At 73.5% G+C, this 14,788-nt stretch carries 12 protein-coding genes and 1 pseudogene; 5 read left to right on the forward strand and 8 right to left on the reverse strand.

Going from position 1 to position 14,788, the window contains the following annotated elements; all coding sequences use genetic code 11:
• Positions 1-9: 9 nt before the first annotated feature.
• From AC3EQ1_RS06605 to AC3EQ1_RS06620, 4 genes are read right to left on the reverse strand one after another with little or no spacing between them, the layout of a single operon-like run.
• Entirely contained in the window at positions 10-2,142 is a 2,133-nt protein-coding gene (locus AC3EQ1_RS06605) for an ATP-binding protein (RefSeq protein WP_432093323.1), read from the reverse strand.
• Positions 2,139-3,608 (reverse strand): glycosyltransferase family 2 protein, encoded by a 1,470-nt coding sequence (locus AC3EQ1_RS06610; RefSeq protein WP_432093324.1) that lies wholly within the window; start codon positions 3,606-3,608, stop codon positions 2,139-2,141. The genes AC3EQ1_RS06605 and AC3EQ1_RS06610 overlap by 4 nt, the downstream gene beginning before the upstream one ends.
• Positions 3,605-4,708: a HEAT repeat domain-containing protein gene (locus AC3EQ1_RS06615; RefSeq protein WP_432093325.1), complete on the reverse strand. Its 1,104-nt coding sequence runs from the start codon at positions 4,706-4,708 to the stop codon at positions 3,605-3,607. Before AC3EQ1_RS06615 ends, AC3EQ1_RS06610 begins: the two co-directional genes overlap by 4 nt.
• Entirely contained in the window at positions 4,705-5,079 is a 375-nt protein-coding gene (locus tag AC3EQ1_RS06620) for a response regulator transcription factor (RefSeq protein WP_432093326.1), read from the reverse strand. Before AC3EQ1_RS06620 ends, AC3EQ1_RS06615 begins: the two co-directional genes overlap by 4 nt.
• 375 nt (positions 5,080-5,454) lie before the next feature.
• On the opposite strand from AC3EQ1_RS06620, the gene AC3EQ1_RS06625 reads away from it, so the two are divergent.
• Positions 5,455-6,390: an SDR family NAD(P)-dependent oxidoreductase gene (locus AC3EQ1_RS06625; RefSeq protein ID WP_432093327.1), complete on the forward strand. Its 936-nt coding sequence runs from the start codon at positions 5,455-5,457 to the stop codon at positions 6,388-6,390.
• 104 nt (positions 6,391-6,494) lie between these two features.
• A complete protein-coding gene (locus AC3EQ1_RS06630; protein WP_432093328.1) occupies positions 6,495-6,971 on the forward strand; it encodes a hypothetical protein in 477 nt (158 codons plus the stop codon).
• A gap of 228 nt (positions 6,972-7,199) precedes the next feature.
• Here the strand turns inward: AC3EQ1_RS06630 and AC3EQ1_RS06635 are convergent, their stop codons facing one another.
• Together AC3EQ1_RS06635 and AC3EQ1_RS06640 are read right to left on the reverse strand one after the other, a co-directional pair.
• Positions 7,200-8,576, reverse strand: coding sequence for a cation:proton antiporter (locus AC3EQ1_RS06635; protein ID WP_432093329.1), 1,377 nt, complete (start codon positions 8,574-8,576; stop codon positions 7,200-7,202).
• Between the two features lie 97 nt (positions 8,577-8,673).
• Positions 8,674-9,012 (reverse strand): hypothetical protein, encoded by a 339-nt coding sequence (locus tag AC3EQ1_RS06640; protein WP_432093330.1) that lies wholly within the window; start codon positions 9,010-9,012, stop codon positions 8,674-8,676.
• A 251-nt stretch (positions 9,013-9,263) separates the two neighbouring features.
• On the opposite strand from AC3EQ1_RS06640, the gene AC3EQ1_RS06645 reads away from it, so the two are divergent.
• Both AC3EQ1_RS06645 and AC3EQ1_RS06650 read left to right on the forward strand, forming a co-directional pair.
• Complete coding sequence (locus AC3EQ1_RS06645) at positions 9,264-10,220, forward strand: HAMP domain-containing sensor histidine kinase (RefSeq protein ID WP_432093331.1); 957 nt, start codon at positions 9,264-9,266, stop codon at positions 10,218-10,220.
• 2 nt (positions 10,221-10,222) lie between these two features.
• Positions 10,223-10,879: pseudogene (locus AC3EQ1_RS06650) on the forward strand (response regulator); the annotation flags it as partial.
• Positions 10,880-11,028: 149 nt separating this feature from the next.
• Here the strand turns inward: AC3EQ1_RS06650 and AC3EQ1_RS06655 are convergent.
• Positions 11,029-12,231, reverse strand: coding sequence for a Rieske 2Fe-2S domain-containing protein (locus AC3EQ1_RS06655; RefSeq protein ID WP_432093332.1), 1,203 nt, complete (start codon positions 12,229-12,231; stop codon positions 11,029-11,031).
• Between the two features lie 467 nt (positions 12,232-12,698).
• On the opposite strand from AC3EQ1_RS06655, the gene AC3EQ1_RS06660 reads away from it, so the two are divergent.
• Positions 12,699-13,523, forward strand: coding sequence for an LLM class F420-dependent oxidoreductase (locus AC3EQ1_RS06660; RefSeq protein ID WP_432093333.1), 825 nt, complete (start codon positions 12,699-12,701; stop codon positions 13,521-13,523).
• 194 nt (positions 13,524-13,717) lie between these two features.
• Here the strand turns inward: AC3EQ1_RS06660 and AC3EQ1_RS06665 are convergent, their stop codons facing one another.
• Positions 13,718-14,752 carry a GlxA family transcriptional regulator gene (locus AC3EQ1_RS06665; RefSeq protein WP_432093334.1) on the reverse strand — a complete coding sequence of 345 codons (1,035 nt, stop codon included), beginning with the start codon at positions 14,750-14,752 and terminating at the stop codon, positions 13,718-13,720.
• Positions 14,753-14,788 lie beyond the last annotated feature (36 nt).

Below are 14,788 nucleotides of genomic sequence, written 5' to 3' on the forward strand. Positions count from 1 at the left end.
CCGGCCCGGTCAGCGTTCCTGCACGGCCGTCTCCCGCTCGTGCTCCTCCGCGGCGAGCGGCAGCCGCACGGTGACCGTGGTGCCCTCGCCCTCCCGCGAGTCGATGCTGAGGTCGCCCCCGTGGTTGGCGACGATCGTCCGCACGATCGTCAGACCCAGCCCGGTCCCCGGGACCGCGAGGCCCGACGCGTTGGACGCCCGGAAGAACCGGGTGAACAGGTGCTTCTGCTCCGACTCCGGGATCCCGATGCCCGTGTCCTGGACGATCAGGTCCACATCCGGCCCCGTCCGGACCGCCCGGATCGTCACCGTGCCGCCGCGCGGCGTGAACTTCACCGCGTTGGACATCAGGTTCATCAGCATGCGGTCCAGCTGGTCCGGGTCGGCGTTCGCGGTCAGCGGCTCCAGCGCACAGGCGGACCGCAGTTCGACGTCCTTGTCCTGCGCCTGGGGGCGCATCGCGTCGGTGACGGCCTCGACGATGCCGCACACATCCACCACCTGCTTGATCCCCTTGTAGCTGCCCGCCTCGATGCGGGAGAGGGTCAGCAGGTCCTCGATCATCGTCCGCAGCCTCACGGTGTTGCGCTCCACCACATCCAGCGCCCGGCGCTGCGGCGCGGCCAGCTCTCCGGTGTCCTCGTCCAGCAACAGCTCCACATACCCGGCGATGCTGGTCAGCGGCGTGCGGAGCTCATGGGAGACGGTCGACAGGAAGTCGGACTTGGCCTTGTCCAGCGCCCGCAGCTCCTCCACGAGGCGGCCCTCCTGGGCGTACAGCCGGGCGTGCTGCAGGGCCCGGCCCAGGTCGGTGGCCACCGACTCCAGGGTGTCGATCTCGACGTCGCCCCAGCCGGCGTCCGGACCGCTGCGCAGCAGGATCAGACACCCCGTCACTTCCGAGCCCGAACGGAACGGCGACACGGCGACCGAACGGGCACCGAGCTCGGTCATGGCGCCGCGGACCTCGGCGGGGAAGCCGTGCGTGCCGTAGACGCCCGGAGCGCCCGGCACCGGTTGCCGCTCGGCGAGGTAGGGCCGGACGTCGTCGATCCGGAACGTCGCGCCGCTGCCGGTGGACGGCGGGATGGCGTCGTGCGGGACGCGCGGCAGCCGGCGCAGTTCCTCCTCCGGCACGAGACCGTGCTCGGCGCTCCACCCCTGGACCACCGGAACGTCCTCGGTGTCGTCCTCGGCGAGGAGCAGCAGGACGTGCTCGGCCCGCATGCCCGGGCCGAGGGCGCTGACCCCCTCGCGGAGCACGGCCCCGGCCTCGAGGTGGGAACGGACGCGCCGCCCGGCGTCCCGCGCCACATCGGCCAGCCGCGCGCGCTCCGCCTCCAGGCCGCGCAGCCGGTCGCCCTCGTCGGCCAGCGCGTTCACCGAATGCGCCAGATCCCGGATCTCGGCGGGCCGCGACACCGGTGCGCGGGCGTCGTGCTGCCCCGCCGTGAGCCGGGCCAGCGTCGCCCGCACCCGCTCCAGGGGATGGGTGAGCCAGCGGGTGGTGCGCACCGCTGCGACCAGGGCGAGGACCACCGTCGCGGCGACGAGGCCCCCGGTGGCGGCGGCGGTGACCCGGACGGTGCTCCGCGTGCGGTTCCGCAGCACGGCGAGCTCGTGCAGCAGCCGGTCGTCGAGTTCGCCGTTCGTCTCCCGGAAGACCCAGAACGAGGTGCCCAGCCGGCCCGCCAGGTCCAGGGCCTGCGGGCTGCCCGGCCGCAGCCGCTCACCCGGCGCGGCCTGCCGCAGGTACCGGTCGGCCTGCTGCTCCTGCAGGTCGAGAAGGCGCTCGGTGTCCGGCACGTCGTACCGCCGGGCCTCCCGGAACACCCCCGGCAGGGCCGCCCGTTGCTGCCGGTAGGACCGGAGCTCGGTGGGATTCCCCACCAGGAGGTAGTTGCGCAGGGAGCGTTGGGTGTCGCCCAGGGTGGTGCGCAGCTGGACGTTGGCGTTCTGCAGTGGCCCGACGTGCTGGGTGAGGTCGACGACCGTACGGTCCTGGTACCAGGCCGTGAACAGCGAGCCGGCACCGACCACCACCAGCAGAAAGATCACCAGCCCGAAGGCTCCGCCCAGCCGGCGGGCCACGGTCACCGGCCGCTCCCGCCGCGGATCCCTGTCGTCGTCGGACCGTGTCACCGCGCGTCCTCCTTCCGTGCGGGCGCCGAGGCGAACCCCTGCCGCGGCATGGAGCCCCAGACCTGACGCGTACCGCGCAGCGCGTCCCAGATACCCCGCAGCTGGGCGACCGCGAGGAACTGGCGGTAGCCCAGGTTCTCGGCGACGGCCGCGACGAGCAGCTGGCCGACGTCCCGCCAGCCCGCGAAGCGGTGGAAGGCGTACTCCTCCGCCGCCACCGCGACCAGACTGACCAGCACGGCGTAGGCGTAGGTCAGCAGCAGGAACCGCCACAGGAACGACGGGTCGACCGCCCCGAAGGCCACACTGAGCGGAACCAGGACGAGACCGAGCACCTCGACCACCGGCGCGAGCAGTTCGAACAGGACGTAGAACGGCAGCGCCAGCAGCCCGACGCGCCCGTAGCGGGGGTTGCCGATCATGCGCCGGTGCTTGAGCAGGATCTCGGTCAGCCCCCGGTGCCAGCGCCGCCGCTGACGCGCCAGCACCCGGGCGGTCGACGGGGCCTCGCTCCACGACACGGGCTCGCTGACGAAGACGATGCGGTAGTCCCGGCGCTGTTCCCGCATCCGCCGGTGCAGCCTGACGACCACTTCGGCGTCCTCGCCGATGCAGTCCGGGTCCATGCCCCCGACGCCGACGACGGCCTCCCGCCGGAACACACCGAAGGCACCGGCGATGACGAGCAGCCCGCCCACCTTCGACCAGCCGGTACGGCCCAGCAGGAAGGCCCGCAGGTACTCCACCGTCTGGATCCGGACCAGCCGCTCCCGGGGCATCCGGACCTCCACGACCCGCCCGGCCATGACGCTGCAGCCGTTGGCGATCCCGACCACGCCCCCGCAGGCCACCACCCGCAGCGGATCGTCGAGCAGCGGCTTGGCGGCGGACAGCAGCGCCTCGGCGTCCAGCACCGAGTCCGCGTCGACCATGCACACCAGCGGGTGACGGGCCACATTGAGGCCGACGTTCAGGGCGTCGGCCTTGCCGCCGTTCTTCTTCCGCACCACGACCAGCGGATGCGGGCTGACCCGCGGGACCCAGACCGACTCCACCGGGCCGCGCATCGGCACGTCCTCCGGCACCACCCGCGGGACCTCCGCGAGATCGAACGCCTCCCGCAGCGCGTCGAGGGTGCCGTCGGCGGAGCCGTCGTCGACCACCACGATCTCCAGCCGCGGATAGCGCAGCAGCAGCATCGCCCGCACCGCCTCGCTGATGCCGGCCTCCTCGTTGTAGGCGGGCACGATCAGCGAGACCGGGGTGGTGAAGCGGCTGGTCGCGATCTCGTCGTGGCCGGCGACGGGGGCCCGCCGCAGCAGCCGGGCGAAGTCCACGGAGGCCAGCAGAATGAGCAGCAGATAGGCGCTGTTGACGATGAAGAAGTACCAGAGGATCCCGGTGTCGGTGACCGACAGCACCCCGCCCAGCGGGCCCGGCACCCCGGCCGCCGGGCCGGCGCTCACCACGCCGTCCCCGCGGTGTCCGACGCGGACTGCGCGGCGGGCAGGGCCGCTTCGGCCAGGACGGCGACGGCGTGCGCGGCGGCCCGCGGCCCGTCGCCGCCCCGGGCGGCCACCTCCAGCTCCTGGTGGCCGGCGGACCCGAGCCGGTCCAGGGCCGCGGCCGCGGCGGCGGCCACCCGGTGGGCCGGATCCGCGAGGAGGGCGCGCAGCCGGGGCGCGGTGCCGACGGCGCCCATGCTGCCCAGCGCCTCGGAGGCGGCAGCCCGCAGGACCGTCGGACGCGCGGGGTCCACCGCATCGAGGAGCGGTTCGAGGCCCCCGGGCGCGCCGATCGTGCCCAGCGCCCGCGCGGCACGGACCCTGACCTCCGGCGAGGGGTCGCCGGTGAGGACGGCGGCGAGGGCGTCGGTCTGCGCCGGCGAGCCGGTGGCCGCCAGCGCCTCGACGGCCACCGCCCGGGCCAGGGCGTCGGAGTGCCGCAGGCCGGCGGCGATCGCGCCCTCGGCCCCCGGGCCCAGTCCGACCAGGGCCTCGGTGACCACGGGCGGCGGCACCCGGCGCCGGCCGCTCAGACAGTCCAGCAGGGCGGGCACCGCGCCCGCGTCGCCGAGCCGGCCCAGGGCGCGGGCGGCGGTGGCCCGCAGGTCCGGATCGCGGCTGTGCAACAGGGGGATCAGCGCCGGCGCCGCCTCCCGGTGACCGAGGCTGCCGAGCAGTTCGGCGGCCCGGGCCCGGCCGACCGAACCGTGGCGCCGCAGCCGGGCGCGGGCCTGCTCCACCGCGCCGTGCCGCTCGAACACCCCGACCAGCGCGGTGCGCGCCCGCCCGGTCACCTTCCCCAGCAGAGCCGACGCCATCGGTTCGAGCGCCGCCCACCGGCGCCGGTCCAGCCCGGCCAACTGCCGCGCGGCAGCCGTCTCCTCCGCTTCGTCCTCGCAGGTCAACTCGATGAGGAGGATGCGCAGCGGCGCCGTGAGCCGCGCCCGGCGGCGCTCCCGGACCAGCCGGAGGAGCCGTACTCCGACGATGAACAGCCCGAGCCCCGCCACCACCGCCAGCATGGCCGCCAGAAAGACCGCCCCGGTGAGGACGGCCGTCATCTGCCGGCTCGGGCGAGCAGCGCCGAGACCCGGCTCGCCAGCTCCCGGGGACTGAACGGCTTCACGATGTAGTCGTCGGCCCCGGCGGCGAACCCGGTCTCCACATCGCCCTCCTGGGAGCGCGCGGTGAGCAGGATGATCGGCAGGGACGACGTCTCCGGCGCGGACCGCAGCTCCCGGCAGACGTCCAGCCCGGACATGCCGGGCATCCGGATGTCGAGGAGCGCGATGCTCACACCGTCCTCCCGGGCCGCGGCCAGTGCCGACGGCCCGTCCTCCACGGAGACCACCGCATGGCCGGACTGCGTGAGCTTGAACGTCACGAGGTCGCGGATATCGGCGTCGTCGTCCGCCACCAGGACATTCGCCACGAGTCCTCCTTCACACGGCTCCCAGCAGCAAACGGCATCCCGGGCCGCGGACCGTCGGGCGACACGGCCGCGGGCCCGGGTGTGGTCCGTACGGAGCACCGGCGGGGGAGGGGCGTCCGAGCCCCGCCGGTGGCCAGGGCACCCCTCGGCCGAGGCCTGGCGGGGCGGAGCGCACCGGGACGGTCGGGCGCCCTCGCGGGTTCGTGAGGCCGTCGTCTTGGCGGGCTTCGAGGCCGCGGCCCCGGAGCGGCGGACCCGTCCGGCCCCGGGAGACCGACACCGCCCCCCCCGGGACCGGCCCCGTGCCTGGTGGTGACAGCACCAGCGGCAACACACCCTCCGCACCGGCCGCCCTGCGCTGACAGGGTGAGCGGCATGACCCGACGAACGTTCCTCATCACCGGTGCGACCCAGGGCCTGGGCCGTGGCATCGCCCTCGACCTCGCCGCCCGGGGCGAGACGGTGCTGCTGCACGGCCGCGACCGCACCCGGCTCCACGCCCTCGCGGCCGACGTGCGCTCCGCCGCCCGGGGCGGGGCCGTTCGCACCACACTCGCCGACCTGTCCGACCTGGACCAGGTCCAGGCGATGGCCGCCCGCATACTCGCCGACGAGCCCAGGCTCGACGGGCTGGTCAACAACGCCGTGGCCGGCGGCGGTGCCGAGCCGCTGCGCCGCGAGCTGAGCCGCCAGGGGCACGAGCTGCGCTTCGCCGTGAACCACCTCGCCCCCTGCGCCCTCACCCGCGCTCTGGTGCCGCTGCTCATTGCCTCGGCCCCCGCCCGAGTGGTCAACGTGGCCTCTATCGGGCAGGAGGCCGTCGACTTCGACGACGTCATGCTGGACCGGGACTACGAGGGACTGCGCGCCTACTGCCGCAGCAAACTCGCCATGATCATGGCCACCTTCGAGCTGGCCGCCGAACTCGACGGAACCGGTGTCACGGTGAACGCGCTCCACCCCGCGCACCTGATGGACACCGAGGGGGTGCGCGCGTACGGGCTGACGCCGGCCACCACCGTCGACGAAGGGGTGCGGCCCACGGTGCGGCTGCTGCTCGATCCCGGCCTCGCCTCCACCACGGGCCGCTACTTCGACCGGTTCACCGACGCCCGGGCGCACGACCAGGCCTACGACCCCGAGGCCCGCCGACGGCTGATGGAGCTGACCGGCGCCGCCATCCGGCAACGGCACGGTGAGGCATCCGCAGCGCAGGCGCCGGAGCGGGGACCACGGCCCCGGAACGACGCCGGAGGCGGCGAGAACGCCCACGCCGGCGCCCTCGGCGCACCCGCGGGTTCCGTCACCTGATAGCCGCCCGGAAGCAACCTCCGGGCCCGGACCGATGTCTCAGGGGCTGACCCGTACGCGGCCCGGACCGGCAGTGGCCGCGCTGTCATCGGAGGGGAAGACGAGTGATCGGAGCGGCAGTGGACCGGACCGGACGTCCGAGGGAAGTGGCCGGGGCCTTCCGGCTCTCGCTCCTGGCGATCGCCGTGAACTGGGTGGTCTGGGTGCTGGGCGCCTTCGTCGTACGCCCCACCGGCTTCGACGAGATGCGGCAGGAAGTGGGACGGCAGGACGCCCTCGTGCAACTGGCCCTCTCCGCGGGGGCCTTGCTCGTGATCAGCGGAGTGTGGCTGTTCTGCCTGCTCAGGATGCGCGCGGGACGGAACTGGGCCCGGATCGTGCTGGCCGGCCTCGCCGCGCTCAGCGTGCTCTTCGTCCTCAACAGCCTGAGCATGAACGGCTTCGACCGGCTGACCGGCACCTGGCTGATCCATGACGTGCTGCTCTCCGACCTGCCCTCGGACCTGTTGTTGGCCGCCGCCGCAGCGCTGTTGTTCCTTCCCTCCTCCAACGCCTACTTCGCCGCTGCCCGCGGCGTGTGAAGGCGCTGTTGCGGAGGGAACCGCGACGCGTGCATGCGCCGCGCGGAAGGAGCCGCGGCACGGCCACGGCGACGGCCGCACACCCTGGCCCGTCCCGGGGCCGTGAATGACGGACCGGCACCGCTGCCGACCGCCCGTCCGGTACACCGAGGGCAGCGGTGCCGGCCGTGCGCAGGCACTCCGTTCGACCTCTTGGCCGCCCCCCGCCTCGGCGAGTCGTCGGCGGCCTTATCGTTCCGCTTCAACCTGTTGCACGGGCGGAACTGATGAGGCCGTCCGGCAGCACTCGCCCGCCCCGGACCCCCGCTCGTCCGGCTCCGCGGACTCTTGCCCGTCCGGCTCCGCGGACTCTTGCCCGTCCGGCTCCGCGGCCTGCCACGCGTCCCGCGCCGCCCCCGCGGCCGGAAACGACGGGCGGGACCGGCTGCCGGGCAGCCGCGCCTGCGCCGCCCGCAGCGCCCGCGCGAGCAGCTGCGCCCGGCCGGCGAACACCGGACCGAGGACGGCCAGCACGAGGACGTACCCGGCGATGAACGGGGAGAGCCGGCCGTCGAGCCCCGCACCGGCCGCCATCGCCGCGAGGATCAGCGCGAACTCGCCGCGCGCGAGCAGAGTGGTCGCGATGTCCGCGGCGGTCCGGGGCCCGTAGCGGTAGAGCCGGGCGACCAGCAGCCCCGCCGTCACGTTCATCAGCACCGTCAGCCCGACGGCGGCGGCGACCGGTCCGGCCACCGAGACGACGTCCCCGGGGTCGATGGCCAGCCCGAACGCGAAGAAGAAGATCGCCGCGAAGGCGTCGCGCAGCGGGTGCACGAGCTCCCGGACCCGCGGCCCGGAGGAGGTACCGGCGAGGATCAGGCCGACCATGAAGGCGCCGATGGCATCGGCGACCCCGAGCACCTCGGAGACACCGGCGATCAGCACCGCGGCGCCGAGGAAGCTGATGACCAGCAGTTCGTTGTCGCGCACCGCGATCAGCCGGCCGATCAGCCGGGTGCCGAACCGGGCCGCCGCGGCCAGCACCAGCAGGAATCCGAACGCCTTCGACGCCTGCAGCACCGTCTCTCCGGGGCCCTGGGCACCGCTGATGACCGGCTGGAGAGCGGCCAGATACAGGGCGAGGAAGATGTCCTCCACGACGATCACGCCCAGGATCAGCCGCGTGTCCGGGCGTCCGAGCCGGCCCAGATCGATGAGGATCTTGGTGACGATCGCGGACGAGGATATGCCCAGCACTCCGGCGAGGACCAGGGCCTCCCGCGTCCCCCAGCCCAGGGCCAGTCCGAAGCCCAGGCCCGTCCCCACGTTCAGCAGCAGATAGATGCCGCCCGCGCTCAGCAGGCGCCGGCCGCCGCTGCGGAGGTCGTCGAGGTGGAACTCCAGCCCGAGGTAGAAGAGCAGCAGGACCAGGCCGAGCGCGGAGAGCATCTCGAAGTCGTGCGCGTCCTCGACCAGCACGAGCCCCGGAGTATGGGGGCCGAGCAGAATGCCCCCGAGCATGAACAGCGGGATGGTCGGCAGGCCGATCCGGCTGCCGAGGCGGGCGAGTACGGCGGCAGCCAGGAAGGCACCGCCCATGGCGAGCAGCGTGTCAGCATGTCCCACGGGTCACCACCTTCCGTGGCACGGGTCGCGCCGGGGTACGGCTGACGGGTCGGATACGTCCTCCCTGGGTCGAGGCGCCGGCACCGGCCGGAGCACGTCATTGCGCCGGCGGATCCGGTCCGCCGTCCCGGCCGGTGGGCCCGGGCATGAACAGGTGCGCCGCCGCCCCCGCCGTGGCCAGTCCGGCGGCCAGCAGCAGGGCCTGAGGCAGCAGCAGCCCGGTGACCACCAGGGCGACGGCGACGGCCGGCAGCCCCAGGGCCGTCAGCCGTCGGCGCTGCTTCCGCGCCGGGCGCGGACGCCCCGCGGGAAGACCGGAGCGCCCCGCGGCCCGCTCATGGACCCGGCGCGGATCGTTCCGCCCCGTCGACCGGCCCCCGCGATCGGCCGGCAGCTCCTCGCGACCGCTCAGCGGCCGGGCGTCGACGGGTGCCATCGCTCCTCCCGAGGACGGGGTCAGCGGGTTGCCACCACCGTCACACGCCGTGTGCGCCCGCCACCATCGGTGCCGGCACCCATTTTCCCGGGGTCCGGGCCCCATGTCCGCGCCCCGCATGGGGGCCGGTACCGATGGACGGCCGCCCGGCCGCCCACCAGGCTGGACCCGACGGCCCGGGCATGCCCGGTGGCAGCCGGGGACGGGCGACCATGGACCTGCGGACCGCCGAGGAAACGGAAGGAGCACCGGTGCCCTTGTTCTGGCGGATCTTCCTGCTCAACGCCGTCGTGCTGACCATCGCGGCGGTCCTGCTGCTGCTCGGGCCGGTCACCGTCTCCACGCCCGTCCTGCTCACCGAGGCCGCCATCCTCACCGTGGGCCTGGCCGCCATGCTCGTCGCCAACGGGGTGCTGCTCCGCATCGCCCTCGCCCCGCTCCAGCGCCTCACCCGCGCCATGACCACCACCGACCTGCTGCGCCCCGGGAACCGCGCGGTGGCCGGCGGCCGCGGCGAGATCGCGGAGCTGATCACCACGTTCAACACCATGCTCGACCGGCTGGAGGCCGAACGCACCGCCAGCGCCGCCGCGGCCCTGTCGGCCCAGGAGGCCGAGCGCCACCGCATCGCGCAGGAGCTGCACGACGAGATCGGCCAGACCCTCACGGCGGTCCTGCTCGAACTCAAGCGCGTCGGCGGCCACGCACCCCCCGCCGTACGGGAGGAACTGCGCCAGGTCCAGGAGACCACCCGCACCAGCCTGGACGAGATCCGCCGCATCGCCCGCCGGCTGCGCCCCGGTGTCCTGGAGGAACTCGGCCTGGCCAAGGCCCTGAAGGCCCTGGCGAACGAATTCACCAGCCCCCTTCCGGCAGTGCGCGCCCGGATCGGCGCCGACCTGCCCGCCCTGGGCCACGACGCCGAACTCGTCGTCTACCGCGTGGCCCAGGAGGGTCTGACGAACGCCGCCCGGCACTCCGGTGCCCGCCGCGTCGACCTCACGCTCGGACACACCCCCGCAGGTGTCGAGCTGCGGGTGCGGGACGACGGCCGCGGCCTCGACGGCGCCGCCGAGGGAACCGGCATCCAGGGCATGCGCGAGCGCGCCCTCCTCGTCGGCGCCCGCCTCTCCCTCGGCCCCGGCCCCGGCGGCGGAACCGAGCTGCGCCTGACCGTCCCCGTCCCCACGTCCCACCGGAGCGACTGACCATGCGCGAGGCGCCCGCCACCCGCATCCTGCTCGCCGACGACCACGCCCTGGTCCGTCGCGGAGTCCGTCTCATCCTCGACAGCGAACCCGACCTGACCGTCGTCGCCGAGGCCGGTGACGGGGCCGAAGCCCTGGAAGCGGCCCGCACCCACCGGCCCGACCTGGCCATCCTCGACATCGCGATGCCGCGCCTGACGGGCCTGCAGGCCGCACGCGAACTGTCCCGCACTCAGCCGGGCGTCCGCATCCTCATCCTGACCATGTACGACAACGAGCAGTACTTCTTCGAGGCCCTGGCCGTCGGGGCCTCCGGCTACGTCCTGAAGTCCGTCGCCGACCGCGACCTCGTCGAGGCCTGCCGCGCCACCATGCGCGGCGAACCGTTCCTCTACCCGGGCGCCGTCAACGCGCTCATCCGCAACTACCTGGAGAGCGCTCGGGATGGTGGGGGCCCGCCCGCCAAGGCCATCACCGCCCGGGAGGAGGAGATCCTCAAGCTCGTCGCCGAGGGCCACACCTCCCAGCAGATCGCCGACATGCTCGTCATCAGCGTGAAGACCGTCGAGCGGCACCGGGCCAACCTGCTGGAGAAACTCGCGCTGAAGGACCGGCTGGAGCTCGCCCGGTACGCGATCCGCGTCGGACTGGTCGAACCCCGACCCGCCGGCCACGTGCCCGGCACTGCCCCGACGCCCCTCCGGAGCCGCCACCGGAACCACCCGGCGGCGGACGGACAGAGTGCTCAGCCATCACGACCGAGCCATCACGACCCAACCATCAGCAGTGAGCCATCAGGAGGGAGCCATCAGTGCTCAGCGCCCAGGTGCGGGGAAGGCAACGGGACGGTACGGCTGTCCCCGGAGCCGGAGCCGGAGCCGGAGCCGGAGCCGGAGCCGGAGCCGGAGCCGGAGCTGGAGCCGGAGCTCTTGGTGCCGGTGCCGGTGCCGGTGCCTGGGCCCGGCAGCACCTGTCCGCCGACGTTCCGCGGGTAGAACTGCCGGGCCCAGTGCCGGAAGGGCCCGATGGGGCCGTCGCCCGGGGCGAGCCGTGGGGGCGAGGTGTACTCCTTGGTGTTCCAGATGGGGAAGTCGGCGGCCGTGAAGTCGCAGCTCCACCGGAACATCGGACGGGCCAGCAGACACGAGAGCGTGCCGCTGAGCAGGCGCGCCGCCCGGGGTGACCACCGGGCGGGCGCCGCCACCGCGAACCGGCTCGCCTGCCGGAACTGCATCCGCCCGGGCGCGATCATGGTTGCCGTCACCAGCGTGCACATCTCCAGACCGAGCCCCGGTGTACGGACATCCGTGTGGAGAGCGCCGAGCCCGTGTCCGTCGACCTCGATCTCCACCCGGTGCTCGCCCAGCAGCGGGAACCTCTCGGTGACGCGCATCGACACATGGAACCGCACACCCTCGAAGACGACCGGAGAGGCCAGTTCGGCGTTGGCCCAGCCATGGAGCGCGGCGAAGTGCCCCAGATCCACGGCGTTCTCCATGACCTCCTGGGCATGGCCGGCCATTTCCCAGGTGGCGTGCCGTGCGGGCGGACGACCGACCGTGTGCCAGGCCGGGATGTCCCACAGCGGCCGGTCGGCGTCATGATGGCGCCAGACGAAGACGGCATCGTTGACCTCACATACCGGCAGGTGAACCAGCGAGGCCTTCGGCGGCGAGGAACCGTACGCGGTCCGCACGCACGATCCGTCCGGGCCGAACGCGAAGCGGTGGAAGGGGCACACCAGGTCGTCCCCCTCGACGTCGCCCAGGCCGAGATGTGCGCCCAGATGCGGACAGTAGGGCCGTACCGCGCGGATTCCACCGGAGCGCAGCCGGTAGAGAACCACGTCCTCGCCCATGAGCGGCCGGGTGAGTACCACCCCGGGTTCCAGTTCCTCGGAGAAGGCCATCGCGGACCAGCCGCCGGGGTACGGCAGGCGAGGTGTGGACAGCACATCAGCGGGTGTCGGGCCTTCGGTGATTCCCCGCCGGAACTTACGAGATAATCCCATCGATTCTCCAGCTCTCCAGTGCTCCAGAGTGGAGCCCCAGATTATCCATGCAGGTCAGGGGAGTGGCCGGTGGCGAGAATTCCGGTCGAATTCCGGCGCGGAAGTGAGCGAGCCGACAAGGGAAATGAATGCGGATGAGCGATTACAGGGGCGTCGGTTGGCGTAAAGCGCATGAATGCCCAGAGATATTTCAGCCCACAACCAATGTCCCCCTGGTGCAGCGCGCAGGCCGTCACAACCGGCCCGGACATCACCCGGAACGCGTGGCCCCGGTGCCGGCACCGACCTGATGCGCTCTCGCCCAGAGCCCGCACTGCGGAGGTTGGCCCGGTCGGCTGAACGGTGCGCTGTCGCACGGGGCCCCGTGGCGCCGGGCCCGGTGGCTGTGATCCCCTGACCGCGATCCCCGTGAGCTCCCGGCCCGTACGAACCCGCGGTCCACGAACCCGGAACCGGAGGAAGCCGCTGTGCAGTTCGGTATCTCCACCTTCATCACCGACCAGGGCATCGGGCCCACCGCGCTCGGGCGCGCCGTCGAGGACCGAGGATTCGACTCCTTGCTCATCGCCGAGCACACCCACATCCCCGTGGAGCGCCGCACCCCCTACCCGGGCGGCGGCGAGCTGCCGGAGATCTACTACCGCACCCTCGACCCGTTCGTCGCGCTGGCCGCCGCGGCCGCGGTGACCGAACGGATCCTGCTCGGGACCGGCGTCGCGCTCGTGGCACAGCGGGACCCCATCATCACGGCCAAGGAAGTCGCCTCGCTGGACCTGGTGTCCGGTGGGCGGGCCGTCTTCGGGGTCGGTGTCGGCTGGAACAGGGAGGAGATGGAGAACCACGGCACGGACCCGGCCACCCGGGGCCGTCTCGTGGACGAGCGGCTCCGGGCCGTGCGCGAGCTGTGGACGCGGGAGCGGGCCGAGTTCCACGGGGACTTCGTCGACTTCGCTCCGGTCCATTCCTGGCCGAAGCCGGTGCAGCGCCCCCATCCGCCGATCTATGTGGGCGGGGGAGAGGGGGCCTTCCCCCGGGTGGCCGCTCTCGGCGACGCCTGGCTGGCCAACAGCGTGCCGCCCCGGGACCTGGGGCCGCTGATCGACCGGATGCGCAGCATCGCCGACCGGAACGTACCGGTGACCGTCTACGCGGTGCCGGAGGATCCCGGCACCGTCGAGCAGTACACCCGGCTCGATGTGGAGCGGCTGCTGTTCTACCTGCCGACGCGGCCGGAGGCCGAGACCCTGGCGACCCTGGACCGGCTCGCCGAGGTCGCGGCCCGTTTCCGGTGAGCCGGCCGCTCGCCGCGGCCTGCCCCGCCCCTGCCCCCGGCCCCGGCGGACCGGGGCGGGCGGGCAGGGTTCAGGCGGCGCGACCTGCGAGGGGCAGCAGGCTGCCGAGCGCCGCGACGGCGGCGGCGATGCCGAACGCCGTGGTGAAGCCGGCGGACGTGGCCGGCCCGGTCCCGGGGACCAGCAGCGCCGCGTCACGGCCCGGATCGGACGCCCGCGGGCGCGGCCCCGCCGGACGTGGCCCGGAAGGTGCGCCGGTACGCCGTGGGGGAGACGCCGAGAGCTGCCTGAAGGTGCTGTCGCAGCGACGCGGCCGTACCGAATCCGCAGTCGCGCGCAATACGGTCGACCGGCAGGTCCGTGTCCTCCAGCAGACCCCGCGCCCGCTCCACCCGCTGCTGCACCAGCCACTGGCCCGGACTCAGCCCGACCTCCTCCCGGAAGCGGCGCGTGAAGGTGCGCAGACTCATGGACTCCCGCTCGGCCAGTTCGCGCAGCGGAATCGGGCGCTCCAATCGCTCCAGGGCCCACGCCCGGGCCGAGGCGGTGGTCGCCACCTGCGGCTCCGCCACCGGGCGCCGGACGAACTGGGCCTGGCCGCCCTCCCGGTGGGGCGGCACCACACTGCGCCGCGCGACATCGTGGGCCACGGACACGCCGTGATCACGCCGGACGATGTGCAGACACAGGTCGATGCCGGACGCGACACCCGCGGAGGTGAGCACGTCCCCGTCGTCGACGAAGAGGACGTCCGGGTCGACTGCGACCTTCGGGAAGAGGCGCTGGAAGTGATCGGTGCTGCTCCAGTGCGTGGTGGCGGGCCGCCCGTCGAGGAAGCCGGCGGCGGCCAGCACATAGGAGCCGGTGCAGATGGACACCATGCGCGTGCCGGGCCGTACCCGGGCGAAGGCGGCCGCCAGTGGTTCGGGCAGCCTGCCTTCCTCGAAGACCGGGCCCAGTTCATAGGAGGCCGGAATCACCACCGAGTCGGCCTCGGCCAGCACCTCCGGTCCGTGCTCGACATGAATCGCGAAGTCGGCATCCGTACGGACGGGTCCCGGCTCCGGGGAGCAGGTCACCACGTCGTAGAGGGCTTCGCCCTCGGAGGTACGGGCCTTGCCGAAGATCCGGTAGGGGATGCCGAGTTCGAACGGGATCACCCCACTGATCGCCAGGACCACGACCCGGTGGGGGCGCGGTGGGCGTTCCGTGCGCTGCGCTTCCGGCATCGTGGCCCCTCTCCTCATCCGTGGCCCGATCCTAGC

The organism is Streptomyces sp. bgisy100 (assembly GCF_057709105.1).

Coding starts and splice junctions, on each gene's coding strand:
- AC3EQ1_RS06625 (WP_432093327.1), top strand. CDS start 5,455: ATGACCCGACGAACGTTCCTCATCACCGGTGCGACCCAGGGCCTGGGC.
- AC3EQ1_RS06615 (WP_432093325.1), bottom strand. CDS start 4,708: ATGACGGCCGTCCTCACCGGGGCGGTCTTTCTGGCGGCCATGCTGGCG.
- AC3EQ1_RS06640 (WP_432093330.1), bottom strand. CDS start 9,012: ATGGCACCCGTCGACGCCCGGCCGCTGAGCGGTCGCGAGGAGCTGCCG.
- AC3EQ1_RS06655 (WP_432093332.1), bottom strand. CDS start 12,231: ATGGGATTATCTCGTAAGTTCCGGCGGGGAATCACCGAAGGCCCGACA.
- AC3EQ1_RS06665 (WP_432093334.1), bottom strand. CDS start 14,752: ATGCCGGAAGCGCAGCGCACGGAACGCCCACCGCGCCCCCACCGGGTC.